We start from the raw sequence: 17482 nt of genomic DNA, 5'->3' as shown, positions 1-17482 counted from the left end.
ACCAGAGGCATGCGTGAGCCACTCACGCGAAGGAGAGGGGTTCGTGGGCGGCGGGTGAAGCACCCGTGCCGCCCGGCGACTCACCCAGTTCTACCGACGCCCCCGACCCCTGGCAACGAGCCCACCTACTAGACGGCTTCGCAGGACGGGCTCAACGACCCGCCCCGCGAGGGCGGGAGGAGTGCGCCCTGCGGCACGTTCGGGGACCACTACCCCGGCTCGTATGTGACGTGGGTCCTGTGGGGCGGCTCACCGCCGGAGACCCCGGATGTCACCGTCCGCGTCCGTCCGTACCCCCGGACCGAAGGACACGGGAGCGTCGAAGGCGGCCTTCCGAGTGGCCCGCCGCAGCGCCTTCAGCAGCGTCGCCCCGAGCGTCAGCGTCAGTACGACGGTCAGTGCGGCCCGCCCCAGATCCCAGCCCAGCGAAGTCGCCAGGCAGTACGCGGCGAAACGCGCGAGGTTCGCCCCGACCGGATCCCCCGGGTGGAAGGAGACGCCCTGGCCCATACCCTGCAGCATCACCCACCCCTGCAGATTCATGACCGTGCCGTACGCGAACGAGCCGAGGAAGCCGTACGCCGCGAGCATCGCCAGCTCCGCCCGGCCCCGGATCCTCTCCGGCCCCGGCAGCAGGCCGGCCCCCAGCGCGAACCAGCCGAGCGCGAGCATCTGGAACGGCATCCACGGGCCGACACCGCCGGTGAGCAGCGCGGACGCGAACATCGTGACGGAGCCGAGGACGAAGCCGAAGCCCGGCCCGAGGACCCGCCCGCTGAGCACCATCAGGAAGAACATGGGCTCCAGGCCTGCCGTACCCGCGCCCAGCGGTCTCAGCGCCGCCCCGACGGCGGCGAGCACACCGAGCATCGCCACCGCCTTGGCGTCCATGCCGTTGTCCGCGACGGTCGCGACGACGACGGCGACCAGCAGCGGGAGCAGCGCTGCGAAGAGCCAGGGGGCGTCCTCGGAGTGGGCGAGCCCGGACCGCCCGTCGGCGAGGAGCGGCCAGCCGAAGGCGGCGATCCCGATGAGGGTGACCAGGACCAGGGCGGCGGCCGCGCGGGGGCCGATGCGGACGGGGCGCCCGGGGCGGAACGCTGGGCGGTTCATGCGGGGGCCGTCCCGGAGGTGCCGTCGGGGACCGGAGCCGGGGCGGGATCCGGGGCGGGGTCCGAGGCCGGGGCGGGATCGGGGGCCGGGGCGGGATCCGGGGCGGGATCCGCGGCCGGTGCCGCGTCGGTGGCGGCGTCGGGGGCCCGGGCCGCCAGAGCCTCGGCGACCTGGGTCACCGTGAGCCAGTGCCCCGGGGCCAGGACCTTCGCGACCTGCGGTGCGAACGCGGGGGAGGAGACGACCACCTCGGCCGTCGGGCCGTCCGCGACGATCTCCCCGCCCGCCAGGATCACCACGCGGTGCGCCACCTCGGCGGCGAGCTCCACGTCATGGGTGGCCAGGACGACGGCGTGCCCGTCCGCCGCGAGGGCGCGCAGGATCTCGATCAGGCGGGCCTTGGCGGCGTAGTCCAGACCCCGCGTCGGCTCGTCGAGCAGGACCAGTGCCGGGCGGCCGGTCAGCACCAGGGCCAGGGCCAGGGCGAGCCGCTGCCCCTCGGACAGGTCGCGGGGGTGCACGTCGTCGGGCACGTCCGGGAGCAGGGAGCCGACCAGCGCCCGGCAGGTGCCGGGGGCCGCGCCCGCGTCGGAGTCCGCGGCGGCGCACTCGGCGGCGACGGTGTCGGCGTAGAGCAGGTCACGGGGCTCCTGCGGTACGAGCCCCACGCGCCGCACCATCTCGGACGGCGGGGTGCGGTGGGGGGCGAGGCCCCCGACGGTCACCTCGCCGGTGGCGGGCGGGACGGTGCCGACCAGGGCCGACAGCAGGGTGGACTTGCCGGCGCCGTTGCGGCCCATGAGGGCGACGGTTTCGCCGGAGGTGACCGTGAGGGTGATCCCGCGGAGCACTTCCCGGCGGCCCCGGCGGACCCCGAGGCCCCTGGTCTCGGCCGGGGCGGCGCTCGCCGGGGCGGGGGCGGGGGCGGGGGCGGGGCGGACCGCGGCCTTGCGGAGGCGGGCCAGCAGGCCGGTGCGGGGTGCGGGATGCCGCTGCGCGGAGCCGTCCCCCACCCGCCCCTTCCCGACACCGGGGGCTCCGCCCCCGGACCCCCGGTCCTCGAACGCCGGACGGGCTGGATCCTGGCCAGCGCCGAGGCGGGCGCGGAGAGGGGCGGCCAGCCTACGGGCGTCGCGGACCGACAACGGGAGCGGCGACCAGCCCGCCACGCGGCCCAGGGACACCACCGGCGGGTGGACCGGGGAGACGGCCATGACCTCCGACGGGGCCCCCAGCACGGCGGCCGCGCCCGGGGCGGGCAGGAGCAGCACCTGATCGGCGTACTGCACCACCCGCTCCAGCCGGTGCTCCGCCATCAGGACCGTGGTGCCGAGGTCGTGGACGAGGCGCTGGAGCACCGCCAGGACCTCCTCCGCCGCCGCCGGGTCCAGCGCCGAGGTCGGCTCGTCCAGTACGAGGACCTTCGGGTGCGTGGTCAGGACCGAGCCGATCGCGACCCGCTGCTGCTGCCCTCCCGAGAGGGTCGCGAGGGGCCGGTCGCGCAGCTCGTTCAGGCCGAGGAGGTCCAGGGTCTCCTCGACGCGGCGGCGCATCACGGCCGGAGCCAGGCCGAGGGACTCCATCCCGTACGCCAGCTCGTCCTCCACCACGTCCGTCACGAAGTGCGCGAGCGGGTCCTGGCCGACCGTGCCCACCACGTCCGCGAGCTCGCGCGGCTTGTGGGTGCGGGTGTCACGGCCCGCGACCGTCACCCGGCCGCGCAGGGTGCCGCCCGTGAAGTGCGGGACCAGCCCGGAGACCGCGCCCAGCAGCGTGGACTTGCCCACCCCGGACGGGCCGACCAGCAGGGTCAGCTCCCCCTCCGGGACCACCAGGTCGAGGTCCTGGAGGGAAGGGCCGGCCGCGCCGTCGTAGGTGACGGACACCTGCTCGAAGCGGATCAACGGGGTGCCTCCTCAGACGGTGCGGGGGGTACGGGCGCCACGAACGCGGGCAGCAGGCCGATCAGGACCGCCGCCGCAGGCCACAGCGGGAACGCCGGTGCCACCAGCGGCACCACCCCCGGGTGCAGGGCGGCGGGGTCGCGGGTGCCCGCGTACACGAGGAGCGCGGCGACGGCCGCTCCCGACCCGGCCACCAGCCAGGCGCGCGCCCCCCACCGGTCGGGCCGGTAGCGGCTCCGCACCGACCGGCGGCCGCCCAGCCGCAGGCCCGCGAGGGCCAGCAGCAGGCCGATGCCGAGCACGGGCAGCCCGTACGCGGCGCCCTGCGCGGCGAGCAGCCCGTACGTTCCCGCGCACATGCCGAGCAGACCGCCGAGGGTGAGGGCGTTGGTGGTGTGCCGAACGGCGGGCGGGACCTCGGCGGTGCGCCCGTACCCGCGCGCGTCCATCGACGCGGCGATGGCGACGGACCGCTCCAGGGCGCCCTCCAGCACGGGCAGGCCGATCTGCAGGATCGCCTTCACCCCGCCGGTCGGGCGGCCGCGCAGCCGGCGGGCGGTGCGCAGGCGGACGACGTCGGCGACCATGTTCGGCGCGAAGGTCATGGCGACGACCACCGCCACGCCCGCCTCGTACAGGGCGGCCGGGAGGGACTTCAGCAGCCGCGCCGGGTTCGCGAGGGCGTTCGCGGCGCCGACGCAGACGAGCAGGGCGGCCAGCTTGGAACCGTCGTAGAAGGCGAACACGAGCTGCTCGGCGCTGACCCGGCCGCCGAACCGGACGCCCTGCGCCCAGGCGGGCAGCGGGACCTCCGGGAGGGTGAAGAGGGTGTGCGAGCCGGGGACGGGTGAGCCCAGCAGCATCGAGAACAGGAGGCGCAGGGCGATGACGAAGAGGCCGAGCCTGAGGAACGCGCCGTAGGAACGGGCCCACGGGGCGTCCGTGCGGCGGGCCGCGACCACATAACCGGCGACGCCGATGATCATCCCGAGGAGCAGTGGATTGGTGGTCCGCGAGGCGGCGGTGGCGAGGCCGAGGGCCCACAGCCACCAGGCGCCCGCGTGCAGGGCCGTCGACCGGGCGGCGAGGGGGGCCTGCCATTTCCTGTACGTCGGCCCGTGCGGGCCGCCCGCCGCGGCGGCGGGGCTTCGCCGGGCCGGGGGCACGTGGCCGGGTGCGGCGCCGCTGCCGGCGCCGCTGCCCCCGGACCTCCGCGCCTCGAACGCCGGCGGGGCTGAGTTCGTCGGCCGGTCGGGCGTCATCGGGTGCGGCGGCGGGACTGCCAGACGGCGGCCGCGGCCAGGGCGGCCACCGCGGCGAGGCCGGTGATCAGGCCCGCGGACGGGCCGCCGTCCTCCCCGGCCCGCGGGGCGGGGGCGGAAGCGGACGGCGCGGGGCCGCCCTCCGCGACCGCCTCGCCGCAGCCCTGCTTCGGATAGCCCGAGATCGCGCACAGCATCGCCGCGCCGTCGTAGCGCAGCGGCTTCGCCACCGACGCCAGCGCCTCCGCCGTGGTGGCCTCCGGGGCGACCTGCGCGCAGGCCGTGCGGGGGGCCTCCTGCGGCGGGGTCTCGCCCGAGGGCGCGTCCGCGGGGGCGCCGAAGTCCACGACCAGGGCCACCCGCTTCTTCCCGTCGGCCGCCGGGGTCGCCCCGCAGATCGCGGCGAAGTCGGCCGCGGCCCGCGGCCGGGCCGCCTCGGCGGAGGCGTCCTTGCTGACGGCGAAGCGGAACCCCTGCACGGAGCCGTCCGCCGGGCGGGCCGTCGAAGGGCCCACCGTGGCGTACGACCAGGACCCGCCGGCCGGAGCATCCCAGAACGACCAGTACCGGTAGCTCGACGCCAGCGCCGGGGAGGCGGCCGGCACGGCCAGGGCGAACCCGAGCAGCACGGCGAGCACGGACAGCCGGCGGCGGCGCATCAGAGCTGGTTCTTCTTGCGGCGGCCGCTCAGCAGGATGCCGATGCCCATGCCGGCCGCGGCGCCCGCGAGGACGATCCACCAGATGTTCTGGCCGCCGGAGGGCTTGTCCTTCTTGCCGTCGACCGTGGTCGCGGAGGAGTCCGCGCCCTGCGGGGCCGGGCCGGTGGCGTTCAGCGCCGCGACGAGGTCGGTGCCGCCGAAGGACTTGGGGTCCGTGCCCGTGGCGTGCGCGGCCAGGATCAGCGTGCCCAGGCCCGCCGGGCTGCCCTGCGCCCACTGCGCGGAATTGGCCTTCAGCCACTCCAGCGCGCCGGCCGCCGACTGCTTGTGCCCGGCCGCGGCCAGGGCGATCACCGCGTCGGCGGTGTTGCCGGTGTCCGGGGTCGGCTGGTCCGCGCCCGGGGTGACCGCCGTGAGGTGGCCGTCCTTCTTGAGCGCCTCGGCGAGGTAGCCGGCCGCGCCCTGGCCGAGGGCAGCCGGGTCGGCCGCGGCGTCGGCCGAGGCAGGCGGGCAGGTCAGCGGGGCCGCGGGGGTGTCCGAGGCGGACAGGGCGACGGCCGAGCCCTGGCCGAGGCCGGCGAGGGCCGCGGCGGCGGTTGCGTCGGCGTTGGCGGTGAGCTTGCCGTCCAGGGGCTGGTAGGCGAACGCGCCCCGGTCGGCGGCGGGCTCGGCGGCGCAGCCGAGCTGGAAGGCGGCCAGGCCCTGGTAGGCGGACTTGCCGGCCTTCGACTTCACCTCGGCGGGCTTGTCACCCGCCACGGCGAGAGCGCTGATCACCAGGGCGGTGGAGTTGGCGTCGCTGGGGGAGCCGGGGACGTAGGCCCAGCCGCCGTCCTCGTTCTGTACGGACTTCAGCCAGTCCGTGCCCTTCCTGACCGCCGCGTCCTGGCCGCCGAGCGCCTTCAGCGCCTGGACGGCCGCCGCGGTGGCGTTCGTGTCGAACATCGTCGTCGCCTCGCACGCGGCGGAGGCGTCCGCGCGGAACGCGGCGAAACCGCCGTTCGCGCACTGCTGGCCCACCAGCCAGTCCACGGCCGCCTTGGCGGGCTTGACGCCCACGGTGTGCTGGGCGAGCAGCGCGAAGGACTGGCGCCACACGCCGTCGTACGTCGGGTCGTTCTTGCCGTACAGCCCGGAGGGGATCACGGGCGGTGCGGCAGGGGAGGGCGGCGCGGTGTCGGCGAGGGCTGCGGGGGCGGCGCCCACGCAGAGCACGGCGGAGGCGGCGAGCGCGGCGGCGCTGCGGCGGACGTTCATGGGGCGGGGGTGCCTCTCCTGCTGGGGACCCGGAGGCAGGCACACGCGCGGGCAGGCACGGGGACCGGGCTCCGGCTCCGTTTACCTCGACGGTGCCGGCCGCCGGAGGACCCGGCGGCACGAGCCGCGCACCTCCGCGACGGGGCATTCCGGCTCCCTGCCCGGCGATGGGCCGGGGCGGGTCACGGTTGCGGGTCAGCGCCGGATTCGCACCGGCTTCCCCCCGTACGGAAGTGAGGACGACCCGCTCACTGTACCGGCCCGTAGGAAGCGGGTTCGGGGGTGCCGGCCCGCAGCGCCCCTTACCGGCCAACCCCGGCGGACGGCTACAGGGCCCGGTAGGCGACGGGGTCGCTGCCCGGGACGGCCTCCGCGCGGCCCTGCTTCACCAGCCGCCGCAGGTGCGCCTCCGCTTCCGAGACGGCGATGTTGCGGGAGCCGTACGGGATCTGCTCCCAGGGCCGGTTCCACTCCATCCGCTCCGCCAGCCCCCACGGCGTGAGCGGCTCCGCGAGCAGCGCCCACAGGCCGGTCAGCCGCTCCTCGTGGTGGTCGAGCAGCTCCCGTACGCGGGCGGGCGCGTCGGTGAAGGCGTGCTGGTGGGCGGGGAGCACCTCGGCCGGGTCGAGGCGGCCGATGCGTTCGAGGGAGTCGAGGTAGTCACCGAGGGGGTCGGTGACCCGGTCGCTCTGCGGATCCTCGTACAGGCCGATGTGCGGGGAGATGCCGGGAAGCAGGTGGTCCCCGGAGAAGAGGCGGCCGTTGCCGGGGAGGTCCGCCGGGTGGGCCTCCTCCAGGTGGAGGCAGACGTGGCCGGGGGTGTGGCCGGGGGTCCAGATCGCGCGCAGCCGGCGCCCGGCCAGCGGCAGCAGCTCGCCGGGGACGATCTCCCGGTCGGGGACGGCGGCCCGCAGGCCGGGCAGGGTCCGCATCCGGCCGCCGGTGCGGGCGGCGCGGAGCGGGGCGATGTGCTCCTCGGGGGCTCCGGCGGCGGCGAGCTTCTCGCTCATGTAGTCGAACCAGACGCCCGGCTCGGAGGCCCGGGTCCGCACGACGACCTCGGTGTCGGCCGCGTGCATGGCGATCCAGGCGCCCGAGGCCTCGCGTACCCGCCCGGACAGGCCGTGGTGGTCGGGGTGGTGATGGGTGATCACCACGCCGTGGACGTCGGTGACGGCGATGCCGAGCGCGCCGAGCCCGGCGGCGAGGGTGTCCCAGGACTCGGGGTCGTCCCAGCCGGTGTCGACGAGGACCGGGCCGCGGCCGGTGTCGAGGACGTGGACGAGGGTGTGGCCGAGCGGGTTGTCGGGGATGGGGACCTTGATCCCCCACACGCCGCCGCCGTGATCGGTGACGTGCGGCGCGTCCTGCGGCGCGTTCTGCGGCGCGTCCTTGGCCGTGTCCATTCGCCGTCCCCTGCCTCTGTAAGAACGTGTTCCAGTAGTAGCCCAAGTCGACCACTTCTTCGGGCTTCTGACTAGTCGTTGGATCTTCTCCGCTCTTCCGTCCTGGCCGTGGACTCCTCGAACTAGAACTGGTATCAGTTCTGCAACGCCAAGCCGCAGGGCAAGCCGCAGGAGGCCTCAGCCATGACCGAGCTCGTGGAACACGGACAACTGTTCATCGGCGGGGAGTGGACGGATCCGCTGGGCACCGACACGATCCGGATCGTCTCCCCCCACACCGAGCAGGTCATCGGCTCCGTCCCGCACGCCTCGAAGGCGGACGTGGACCGCGCCGTCGCAGCGGCCCGCAAGGCGTTCGACGAGGGCCCCTGGCCCCGGATGTCCCTGGACGAGCGCATCGCCGTCGTCTCCCGGATCAAGGACGCCATAGCCGTCCGGCACGAGGAGATCGCCCGCTCGATCAGCTCCCAGAACGGCTCCCCCTACTCCTGGAGCGTCCTCGCGCAGGCGCTCGGCCCGATGATGGTCTACGACGCCGCGATCACCGTCGCGCGCGACTACCCCTACGAGGAGCACCGCGCGGGGGTGCTCGGCCCGATCCTCGTGCGCCGCGAGCCCGTCGGGGTCGTCGCGGCCGTCATCCCGTGGAACGTCCCGCAGTTCGTGGCGGCGGCCAAGCTCGCGCCCGCCCTGCTGACCGGCTCCACCGTGATCCTCAAGCCCTCCCCGGAAGCCCCGCTCGACTCCTTCATCCTGGCCGACATCGCCCGCGAGGCCGGTCTGCCCGAGGGCGTGCTGTCGATCCTGCCCGCCGACCGAGAGGTCAGCGAGTACCTGGTCGGGCACCCCGGTGTCGACAAGGTCGCCTTCACCGGCTCCGTGGCCGCCGGCAAGCGCGTGATGGAGGTCGCGGCCCGCAACCTCACCCGCGTCACCCTCGAACTCGGAGGCAAGTCCGCCGCCGTGATCCTCCCGGACGCGGACCTGGACACCGCCGTCGCCGGTATCGTCCCGGCCGCCTGGATGAACAACGGCCAGGCCTGCGTGGCGCAGACCCGGATCCTCGCGCCGCGCAGCCGCTACGACGAGATCGCCGACGCCTTCGCGGCCGCCGCGGGGGCCCTGGTCGTGGGCGACCCGCTCGACCCGGCCACCCAGCTCGGCCCGCTCGTCGCCCAGCGCCAGCAGCAGCGCTCCCTCGACTACATCCGCATCGGCCAGGAGGAGGGCGCCAAGGTCCTCGCGGGCGGCGGCCGCCCGGCCGGGCAGGAGCGCGGCTGGTACGTCGAACCCACCCTCTTCGGCGACGTCGACAACTCCATGCGGATCGCCCAGGAGGAGATCTTCGGCCCGGTCGTCTGCCTGATCCCGTACGGGGACGAGGAGGAGGCCGTCCGCGTCGCCAACGACTCCGACTTCGGCCTGAGCGGCAGCGTCTGGACCGGGGACGTCGAGCACGGCATCGACTTCGCCCGCCGGGTCCGCACCGGCACCTTCAACGTCAACACCTTCAGCCTGGACATGCTGGGCCCCTTCGGCGGCTACAAGAACAGCGGCGTCGGCCGCGAGTTCGGCCCGGAGGGCCTGTCCGAGTACCTGGAGCACAAGATGATCCACCTCCCCGCCGGGTACGAGGCGGGTGCCTGATGGGCGACCGCTGGCAGGTGGAGGTGGACCGCGGGGTCTGCATCGGCTCGGGCATGTGCGTGAACCACGCCCCGGACGCCTTCACCCTCGACTCGGCCCGCCAGTCCCACCCCCGCACCCCGCAGACGGACGCCAATGAGCCCACCCTCACGGCGGCGGAGGGGTGCCCGGTGGAGGCCATCATGATCACCCTGGCCGAAACGGGCGAGCCGGTCTTCCCACCGGAGGACTAGCGAGGCCCGGAGGACTGGCGAGGCCCGGGGGACTGGCGAGGCCCCGGAGGCGCGGGCCGGGGCGGGCCGCGGAGGCGCCGGGCGGGGCCGCCTCCGCGCCCCCCGGGCGGGCGGTTGCGGGGCCGCAGGGGGCGGAAGGCCGACCAGGCCACCCCTGCGGCCGGGGGAGACCCGCCTCGGCGGCGGTCAGATGCGTCCCGCCGAGGGGATCGGGCCGCGGCTCCACCCATGTCCCCCTCGCGGAGCGAGTGTTAGTTTCCTCCGCGTGGCGGAGCACCAGGACGAAACCAGGGCGGCCTACGACGGGGTCGTCGAGCTGTACGCGTCCCTGTTCGACGACCGGCTGGAGACGCACCCGTTCTCACGGGCCATGATCGGCACCTTCGCGGAACTGGTGCGCGCGACGGGGAACCCGCGGGCGGCCGACGCCGGGTGCGGGCCCGGACACCTGACGGCCATGCTGCACGACCTGGGCCTGGACGCCTCGGGGCTCGACCTCTCCCCGGGCATGGTCGCCCACGCCCGGCGGGTCCGCCCGGCGCTGCGGTTCGAAGAGGCGCGGATGGAGGCCCTACCGTTCGAGGACGGCGCGCTCGGCGGCGTACTGACCCACTACTCCACGATCCACACCCCGCCCGGGGACCTGCCCGCACTCCTCGCCGAACAGGCACGCGTCCTGGCGCCGGGAGGCCTGCTCCTGGCCTCGTTCTTCGCGACCGACGGGCCGCAACCGGTCCGCTTCGACCACAAGGTCACCCCCGCCTACAGCTGGCCGGTGGACCACTACGCCGAACTCCTGACCGCCGCCGGCCTCGCCCCCTTCGCCCGCCTGATCCACGACCCGGCCACGGAACGCGGCTTCCTGGACGCCCACTTGCTGGCCCGGCTGCAGGGCGGGGAGTAAGCGAACGGAGTGCCGGGCATCCGCTCGGACGTCAGGCGCCGCTCGACGAGGCGAGGTCCCGGCGGTGCTCCAGCCAGGTGTTGCTCAGGTCGTCCCAGATCGCCTGGTATCGGCCGAAGACCTCGCCGAGCTGGTCGAAGGTGAGCTGGTCCGCGGACGTCGAGGCCACGAGGTACTCGAGGTCGTCGCCGAGCCGCCGGAAGCGGTGCTGGGCCTGTTCCATCAGCACCCACCGGGACCGCCAGTTGAAGAACGGCTCGACGGCTCCCAGCAGCGTCACCAGCGCCACGCACGCCAAGGCCAGACCGGTCCACGCGTTGAGGTTCTGCAGGCCCAGGACGACGGTGGACGCGGCGGACAGTGCCAGCGTCGCCACCTTGGTGAGGGAGGCGCTTCGGCTGAATCGTTTCTTTCGGCTGCGGGCGTAGTCGTTGCCCTGACGGATCTTGTCCAGCAGCAGGACGGCCGTCTCCGCCGGGCTCAGGCCGACCGCTACTCCACTGTCCGGATGCATACCGCCCCCAAGGTTCTGTCGCCGGTGTCGGGCCCACCCCTCGGGCGGACACTGCGGTCCATCAGGCCGGGACGGGTCGTGGACGCGGCCGAAGAGGAGCGCACGGCGATCTTAAGCGTGCGCCGGCTCCCGGATGGCGGCGGACGAGGTCGGGCCGGGAAAGTGGGGCGATCGTGAAATTGTTGAGCGATCAAGGGTGTTGACCACGTCATGACTCAAGGACCAGCCCCCCGCGCACTGTCGGACGCAGCCCTCTCCGAACTCCTCGGCAAGCAGCAGTTCGGCACGCTCGCCACCGTCAAGCGCAGCGGCCACCCCCACCTGACCACCATGCTGTACAGCTGGGACCCCGAAGCCCGCATCGTGCGGTTCTCCACCACGGCCGATCGCGTCAAGCTCCAGCACCTGCGCCGCGACCCGCACGCGGCGGTGCACGTGCAGGGCGGCGACGTGTGGTCGTTCGCCGTCGCGGAGGGCGAGGCCGAGGTCTCCGAGGTGACGACGGTCCCCGGCGACGAGGTCGGCCGGGAACTCCTCGCGATGATCCCCGAGGCCGCGAAGCCGGAGGACGAAGGCGCGTTCCTGGAGCAGCTGGTCGCCGAGCGCCGTGTGGTCATCCGGCTGAAGGTGGACCGGCTGTACGGGACGGCACTCGACATCAAGAGCTAGGTGTCTTGCCCAGCCCAGCCCAGCCCGGCCCGGCCCGGCCCGGCGCCGCCGGCGCGACGGCCCTGACGGGCGGGGACGGGACTCCGCCGCCCGCCGGGACCCGCCGGGGCGGGTGGGTCGGGGGCGGTGAGGCGGCCGGGGCGCCGACACGCCCCACCCCCGCGCCCCCGCCGTGCCGTACCCCCTACTTCACGCCTTTTCCGGGGCCGTCAGGTCGATCAGTCTGCACACCGTTTCGATGTCTATCTTGACCTGGGCTATCGAGGCCCGGCCCGAGAGCCAGGTGATCAGGGCCGAGTGCCAGGTGTGTTCGATGACGCGGACCGCCGAGAGCTGTTCCGCCGTCGGCGGGGCCTCCAGGCCCATGGCGTCCAGGATGATCGCCGTCGTCAGCCGGGACACCGTGTCCACCTCGGGGCTCACGCTGCGGTCCGCGAAGGTCAGGGCGCGGACCATGGCGTCGGCCAGCTGGGGTTCGCGCTGGAGGGCGCGGAAGGCGCGCATCAGGGTCTCCGCGACCCGGGCCGCCGGGTCCTCGCCCGCCGGGGGGTGTTTGCGGAGTGTGGTGTGCATGTGCTGGAGCTGGTCCTGCATGGTGGCGACCAGGAGGTGGACCTTCGACGGGAAGTACCGGTAGAGGGTGCCCAGGGCGACGCTGGAGGACTCCGCCACCTCCCGCATCTGCACCGCGTCGAAGCCGCCCCGGCTGGCCAGCTGGGCGCTGGCGTGCAGGATCCGGCGGCGGCGCGCCTCCTGGCGCTCCGTCAGGGGCGGGGACGCCGGCGTGGTGACCGTGGCGGCGAGGTGCTTCGCTTCCGGTGTCATATGTCCCGTTCCGTGGCGTTCCGAGTCGTTGCGGGGGGTGTGCGCGGGTGATTCGGGCTGCTCCGGGTCCCGCCTTCGATGCCAGCATCTCAGGCGCCGGAGCCGTGGCGCGAATCACCTGCTCCGCCTCTTACGGTGGGGTTTCCGGCCGGTAGATTCAATGGTCTTCAACGGATCAAGTCTGCAACTTGTTCTACATTATCCGAGCGGTTACGCTCCGGCGAAAGTGCAGGGAGAAGGGGGCCGAGAGTGACCGCTGAGGCCATGGTGACGAGCCCTTTCGCGGGTTCCGCCACCGACGGCGACCGCCCGCTACGCATCGCACTCCTCACCTATAAGGGGAACCCGTTCTGCGGCGGCCAGGGCGTCTACGTCCGCCACCTCTCGCGCGAGCTCGTACGCCTCGGACACTCCGTCGAGGTCATCGGCGCGCAGCCGTACCCGGTGCTCGACACGGGTGCCACGCTCACCGAGCTCCCGAGCCTCGACCTCTACCGGCAGCCCGATCCCTTCCGCACGCCGAAGCGTGACGAGTACCGGGACTGGATCGACGCCCTCGAGGTCGCCACGATGTGGACCGGCGGCTTCCCCGAGCCGCTGACCTTCTCGCTGCGCGCCCGGCGCCATCTGGCCGCCCGTGCCGGCGAGTTCGACGTCATCCATGACAACCAGACCCTGGGCTACGGGCTGTTGGGGGATCTCGGGGCACCTCTGGTGACCACCATCCACCACCCCATCACCGTGGACCGCGCCCTCGACCTCGCCGCCGCCAAGGACCGCATGGGGCGGCTCTCCGTGCGCCGTTGGTACGGGTTCACGCGCATGCAGAAGCGGGTCTCCCGACGGCTGCCCTCGGTGCTCACCGTGTCCGGGTCCTCCCGGCAGGAGATCGCCGAGCACCTCGGCGTACGCGACGACCGCATCCACGTCGTGCACATCGGCGCCGACACGGACCTGTGGTCCCCGGACCCGTCCGTCGCCGAGGTCCCCGGCCGGATCGTCACCACCTCCAGCGCCGACGTCCCGCTCAAGGGTCTCGTCCACCTCGTCGAGGCCCTCGCGAAGCTGCGCACCGAGCAGCCCGACGCGCACCTCGTCGTCGTCGGCAAGCGGGCCGAGCAGGGTCCCGTCGCCCGCGCGATCGAGACGTACGGGCTCCAGGACGCGGTCCGCTTCGTCAAGGGGATCACCGACGCCGAGCTCGTGGACCTGGTCCGCAGCGCCCAGGTCGCCTGCGTGCCCTCCCTCTACGAGGGGTTCTCGCTGCCCGCCGCCGAGGCCATGGCCACCGGCACCCCGCTCGTCGCCACGACCGGCGGGGCCATCCCCGAGGTCGCCGGCCCCGACGGCGAGACCTGCCTCGCGGTGCCCCCGGGCGACGCGGGCGCGCTGGCCGCCGCGCTCGGACGGGTCCTGGGCGACCCCGAGCTGCGTGCCCGGCTCGGCGCCGCCGGGCGGGAGCGGGTGCTGACCAGATTCACCTGGGCCAAGGCCGCCGAGGGCACCGCCGCGCACTACCGCGCCGCCATCGAGCAGGCCGCCGCCCGCACCCGCCGGCCGCGGTGACCTCCTCCGCCTCCCTCACCTCGCTCCTGATCCACACCACCCCCGTACACCCCCGCGACCGCGAAGGCAGGCCCCCGTGCTGACCGTCGATTTCTCCCGGTTCCCGCTCGCCGCAGGCGACCGCGTGCTCGATCTGGGCTGCGGCGCAGGCCGGCACGCCTTCGAGTGCTACCGGCGCGGCGCCCAGGTGGTCGCCCTCGACCGCAACGGCGAGGAGATCCGCGAGGTCGCCAAGTGGTTCGCGGCGATGAAGGAGGCCGGCGAGGCGCCGGCCGGCGCCACCGCCACCGCCATGGAGGGCGACGCGCTCGCCCTGCCCTTCCCCGACGACTCGTTCGACGTCGTCATCATCTCCGAGGTGATGGAGCACATCCCCGACGACAAGGGCGTCCTCGCCGAGATGGTGCGCGTCCTCAAGCCCGGCGGGCGCATCGCCATCACCGTGCCCCGCTACGGCCCCGAGAAGGTGTGCTGGGCGCTCTCCGACGCCTACCACGAGGTCGAGGGCGGCCACATCCGCATCTACAAGGCGGACGAGCTCCTCGGCAAGATGGAGGCCGCCGGCCTCAAGCCGTACGGCACCCACCACGCGCACGGCCTGCACTCCCCGTACTGGTGGCTCAAGTGCGCCTTCGGCGTCGACAACGACAAGGCGCTGCCGGTCAAGGCGTACCACAAGCTCCTGGTCTGGGACATCATGAAGAAGCCCGCGCTCACCCGCTACGCGGAGAAGGCGCTCAACCCGGTCATCGGCAAGAGCTTCGTGGCGTACGCGACCAAGCCGCACCTCCCCGTCGACGCCGCGGGCGCGGCGAAGTGAGCTCGCCCGAGCGCACCGAGCACCTCGTCCTCGACGGGGTGCTGACCGCCGGTCAGGCCGCCCAGACGGTCGCGGGCATCCTCGCCGCGCAGCGCGCGGACGGGGCCATCCCGTGGTTCCGCGGGCACCACCTCGACCCGTGGGACCACACCGAGGCCGCGATGGCCCTGGACGCGGCCGGCGAGCACGAGGCGGCCGAGCGCGCCTACGCGTGGCTGGCCCGTCACCAGAACGAGGACGGCTCCTGGTACGCGGCCTACGCCGACCGGGAGGACGGCGTCGACACCGCGCGGCCGCAGGACGCCGGCCGGGAGTCCAACTTCACGGCGTACATAGCCGTCGGCGTGTGGCACCACTACCTGGCCACCGGCGACGACGCGTTCCTCGACCGGATGTGGCCGACCGTCTACGCGGCCGTCGAGTGGGTCCTGGCGCTCCAGCAGCCCGGCGGCGAGATCGGCTGGAAGCGGGAGGCGGACGGCACGGCCGTCACCGACGCCCTGCTCACCGGCTCCTCCTCCATCCACCAGGCACTGCGCTGCGCGCTGGCCGTCGCCGAGCACCGCGAGGAGCCCCAGCCCGACTGGGAGCTCGCCGTGGGCGCGCTGCGGCACGCGATACGCCGTCACCCCGAGCGGTTCCTCGACAAGAACCACTACTCGATGGACTGGTACTACCCGGTCCTCGGCGGCGCCCTGACCGGCGCCGAGGCGAAGGCGCGCATCGAGGAGCGGTGGGAGGAGTTCGTCGTCCCGGACCTCGGCGTGCGCTGCGTGCTGCCGAACCCGTGGGTGACGGGCGGGGAATCCTGCGAGCTGGCGCTCGCGCTGTGGGCGACGGGGGAGTCGGACCGGGCGCTGGAGATCCTGCGCTCCATCGGCCACCTGCGCGCCGACAACGGCATGTACTGGACGGGCTACGTCTTCCAGGACGACGCGGTGTGGCCGGTCGAGCAGACCACCTGGACGGCCGGGTCCCTGCTGCTCGCGGTCGCGGCGCTTGGCGGGGACGAGCCGACGGCCCGGGTGTTCGGCGGCAACGAGCTGCCGGGCGGCCTGGAGCCGGACTGCTGCGGGTGACCGCGCGGCCGGTTCAGCGGCGGTAGAGCCAGCCCGCGACGGCGTGGCCGACGAGGAGGTAGACCACGGCGGCCACGCCGTAGCCGAAGACGACCTGGACCCATTCCCTGCTGAAGGTGAACAGGTCGTAGGACCAGCCGGCGAGCCAGCTCGCCGTGTCGTGGACGAACTCCACGAGCTCGTTGCCCCGGTTGGCCTCCAGCAGATACAGCAGGATCCACAGGGCGATGACGAAGGCCAGCAGGTCCGCCACCAGTGCGACGGCCCGCCCGGCCTGACTGCTTCCGCGTACGCGTGCTCGGGTGTGTGTGGGCATGCCAAGCGTGTTACCGCCCCGGCGGAAGGCAAACCCGAACGGCTCCCCCCAAGGGGCGCGTTCCGGCGCACCGGGTGAGGCTGCGGGGGACAGCTCAGCCACCGGAGGCACCCGTGTCCGTACCCCGTACTGCCCGACTGCGCCGAGCCCTCACGGCGGTGCTCCTGTCCAGCGCGCTGCTCGCGGGCGCCACCGCGTGCGGCGGCGGCAGCGCCGGCAGCGCCAGCAGCCAGGCCGGCCGGCCCGCCGCGGAGCAGCCCGCCGAGGACCAGATCTCCATGGCCTCGGCCGCTGAACTGGCGGCCCTGGCGGCGGCGATCCCGGCCGCGGGCGAAGCCGACGAACTGGCCGCCGCGACGCCCTCGCCCACGACCTCCGCCGAGAGGCAGAAGTTCGCCAAGACGCGCTTCATCGCCAACGCTGGCCTCGCGGCCGGGGCGACGTACCAGTGGATCGTCAAGCCCTACCGCGCGGGCAAGTTCAAGAAGGGCGCCAAGGGCCGTACCTTCGCCCTCGTCAAGGCGGGCCTCGCCGGAGCCTTCGCGTACAACCGGCTCAAGGCGGCTTCCGAGAACGCCAAGGGCGACCCGCTGCTGTCGAAGGCGGTGGCCCCGCTGACGGCCGGCATCGAGTCCCTGAAGGGCCTCGGCACCAAGCTGCGCAAGGGGGACGCGGGCGACGCCGACATCAGCTCCTTCCAGACCGTGATCGACGGCATCAAGAGCGCGGGCGCGGGCGCGGGCGCCCCGGTCAAGGACCAGGTCCCGAGCCTCTCCCAGCTGGGCGGGTAGCCCTCCGCCCCGGCGGACCTGTTTCAATGGGCCGGATGATCGAGTTCGTGGTGATCGCGGGCGTGGCGGCCGGAGCCGGCCGGCTGCTGCGCCGCAAGCACCGGCAGCGGATCGCCGCCGGGAACGTGGCCGGGATCCCCGGCATGGCACGGCAGCCGTCCGGTGAGGGCCGCTGGCGGATGGGCCGCCTGTACGTCGACCGGGGCGCGGCCCGCTGGGTCCCGCGGCGCGGCGAACCGGTGCCGCTGCCCGGCGCGCGGGCCACCGGGGTACGGGCCCCCTCCGTGCGGGAGGGGATGTCCATCAACCCCGGCTCGCGGATCGTGACCTGCGGCTACGAGGGCGGCGGCACCATCGACATCGCGGTCATGCCGCTGGACCTCAGGGAGGTCCTGGCGGCGGTGCCCGGGCAGGACACCCCCTAGACGAGTAAGTCCGAAGTCCTGGTCAGTGGTCGTAGGCGATCAGTGATCGTGTGATCGGTGTTCCGGTGGCCCGGTTGTGCCAGATCGCCG

18 protein-coding genes and 1 riboswitch are annotated in these 17482 nt (G+C 74.1%); of the genes, 9 read left to right on the top strand and 9 right to left on the bottom strand.

Features of this window, described 5'->3' with window-relative positions:
* Positions 1–249: 249 nt before the first annotated feature.
* From ACZ6Y1_RS37120 to ACZ6Y1_RS37095, 6 genes are all read right to left on the bottom strand, one after another.
* Positions 250–1113, bottom strand: coding sequence for an ECF transporter S component (locus ACZ6Y1_RS37120; protein ID WP_469640535.1), 864 nt, complete (start codon positions 1111–1113; stop codon positions 250–252).
* Positions 1110–3017: an ABC transporter ATP-binding protein gene (locus ACZ6Y1_RS37115; RefSeq protein WP_469640533.1), complete on the bottom strand. Its 1908-nt coding sequence runs from the start codon at positions 3015–3017 to the stop codon at positions 1110–1112. The genes ACZ6Y1_RS37120 and ACZ6Y1_RS37115 overlap by 4 nt, the downstream gene beginning before the upstream one ends.
* Entirely contained in the window at positions 3014–4279 is a 1266-nt protein-coding gene (locus ACZ6Y1_RS37110; protein WP_469640531.1) for an energy-coupling factor transporter transmembrane component T, read from the bottom strand. Before ACZ6Y1_RS37110 ends, ACZ6Y1_RS37115 begins: the two co-directional genes overlap by 4 nt.
* The gene (locus ACZ6Y1_RS37105) at positions 4276–4938 is read right to left on the bottom strand and encodes an SCO2322 family protein (RefSeq protein WP_469640529.1); all 663 of its coding nucleotides are present in this window, start codon (positions 4936–4938) and stop codon (positions 4276–4278) included. The genes ACZ6Y1_RS37110 and ACZ6Y1_RS37105 overlap by 4 nt, the downstream gene beginning before the upstream one ends.
* Positions 4938–6197, bottom strand: coding sequence for a prenyltransferase/squalene oxidase repeat-containing protein (locus tag ACZ6Y1_RS37100; RefSeq protein WP_469640527.1), 1260 nt, complete (start codon positions 6195–6197; stop codon positions 4938–4940). The genes ACZ6Y1_RS37105 and ACZ6Y1_RS37100 overlap by 1 nt, the downstream gene beginning before the upstream one ends.
* A 175-nt stretch (positions 6198–6372) precedes the next feature.
* Positions 6373–6443, bottom strand: a riboswitch (cobalamin riboswitch).
* 80 nt (positions 6444–6523) lie between these two features.
* Entirely contained in the window at positions 6524–7603 is a 1080-nt protein-coding gene (locus ACZ6Y1_RS37095; protein ID WP_469640524.1) for an MBL fold metallo-hydrolase, read from the bottom strand.
* A gap of 183 nt (positions 7604–7786) precedes the next feature.
* Between ACZ6Y1_RS37095 and ACZ6Y1_RS37090 the strand changes: the two genes are divergently transcribed.
* The 3 genes from ACZ6Y1_RS37090 (at position 7787) to ACZ6Y1_RS37080 (ending at position 10387) form a co-directional block, all read left to right on the top strand.
* Positions 7787–9250 carry an aldehyde dehydrogenase gene (locus ACZ6Y1_RS37090; protein ID WP_469640522.1) on the top strand — a complete coding sequence of 488 codons (1464 nt, stop codon included), beginning with the start codon at positions 7787–7789 and terminating at the stop codon, positions 9248–9250.
* Complete coding sequence (locus ACZ6Y1_RS37085) at positions 9250–9483, top strand: ferredoxin (protein ID WP_469640520.1); 234 nt, start codon at positions 9250–9252, stop codon at positions 9481–9483. Before ACZ6Y1_RS37090 ends, ACZ6Y1_RS37085 begins: the two co-directional genes overlap by 1 nt.
* A 265-nt stretch (positions 9484–9748) precedes the next feature.
* The gene (locus ACZ6Y1_RS37080) at positions 9749–10387 is read left to right on the top strand and encodes a class I SAM-dependent methyltransferase (protein WP_469640518.1); all 639 of its coding nucleotides are present in this window, start codon (positions 9749–9751) and stop codon (positions 10385–10387) included.
* Between the two features lie 31 nt (positions 10388–10418).
* On the opposite strand, the gene ACZ6Y1_RS37075 is transcribed toward ACZ6Y1_RS37080, so the two are convergent.
* Positions 10419–10901 (bottom strand): DUF4231 domain-containing protein, encoded by a 483-nt coding sequence (locus tag ACZ6Y1_RS37075; protein WP_469640516.1) that lies wholly within the window; start codon positions 10899–10901, stop codon positions 10419–10421.
* A 210-nt stretch (positions 10902–11111) separates the two neighbouring features.
* On the opposite strand from ACZ6Y1_RS37075, the gene ACZ6Y1_RS37070 reads away from it, so the two are divergent.
* Positions 11112–11570, top strand: a complete 459-nt coding sequence (locus tag ACZ6Y1_RS37070) for a PPOX class F420-dependent oxidoreductase (protein WP_469640514.1) — start codon at positions 11112–11114, stop codon at positions 11568–11570.
* Positions 11571–11759: 189 nt separating this feature from the next.
* Here the strand turns inward: ACZ6Y1_RS37070 and ACZ6Y1_RS37065 are convergent, their stop codons facing one another.
* Positions 11760–12395 (bottom strand): TetR family transcriptional regulator, encoded by a 636-nt coding sequence (locus ACZ6Y1_RS37065; protein ID WP_469640512.1) that lies wholly within the window; start codon positions 12393–12395, stop codon positions 11760–11762.
* A gap of 249 nt (positions 12396–12644) precedes the next feature.
* On the opposite strand from ACZ6Y1_RS37065, the gene ACZ6Y1_RS37060 reads away from it, so the two are divergent.
* The 3 genes from ACZ6Y1_RS37060 (at position 12645) to ACZ6Y1_RS37050 (ending at position 15860) form a co-directional block, all read left to right on the top strand.
* Complete coding sequence (locus tag ACZ6Y1_RS37060) at positions 12645–13961, top strand: glycosyltransferase family 4 protein (protein WP_469640509.1); 1317 nt, start codon at positions 12645–12647, stop codon at positions 13959–13961.
* A gap of 76 nt (positions 13962–14037) precedes the next feature.
* Positions 14038–14781, top strand: coding sequence for a class I SAM-dependent methyltransferase (locus ACZ6Y1_RS37055; protein WP_384592981.1), 744 nt, complete (start codon positions 14038–14040; stop codon positions 14779–14781).
* A complete protein-coding gene (locus ACZ6Y1_RS37050) occupies positions 14778–15860 on the top strand; it encodes a prenyltransferase/squalene oxidase repeat-containing protein (RefSeq protein ID WP_469640507.1) in 1083 nt (360 codons plus the stop codon). Before ACZ6Y1_RS37055 ends, ACZ6Y1_RS37050 begins: the two co-directional genes overlap by 4 nt.
* A 13-nt stretch (positions 15861–15873) precedes the next feature.
* Here ACZ6Y1_RS37050 and ACZ6Y1_RS37045 read toward each other — a convergent pair whose 3' ends face one another.
* Positions 15874–16176, bottom strand: a complete 303-nt coding sequence (locus tag ACZ6Y1_RS37045) for a hypothetical protein (RefSeq protein ID WP_469640505.1) — start codon at positions 16174–16176, stop codon at positions 15874–15876.
* Positions 16177–16289: 113 nt separating this feature from the next.
* Here ACZ6Y1_RS37045 and ACZ6Y1_RS37040 point away from each other — a divergent pair, with 113 nt between their 5' ends.
* The gene (locus tag ACZ6Y1_RS37040; RefSeq protein WP_469640503.1) at positions 16290–16967 is read left to right on the top strand and encodes a hypothetical protein; all 678 of its coding nucleotides are present in this window, start codon (positions 16290–16292) and stop codon (positions 16965–16967) included.
* A gap of 35 nt (positions 16968–17002) precedes the next feature.
* On the top strand, positions 17003–17392 hold the full coding sequence (locus tag ACZ6Y1_RS37035; protein ID WP_469640501.1) for a hypothetical protein: 390 nt from the start codon (positions 17003–17005) through the stop codon (positions 17390–17392).
* The last annotated feature ends 90 nt before the right edge of the window (positions 17393–17482 follow it).

The organism is Streptomyces sp. NPDC053432 (assembly GCF_055585365.1).
Note: the sequence above shows the minus strand (reverse complement) of the source record. Positions and strands in the feature narration are given on the sequence as shown.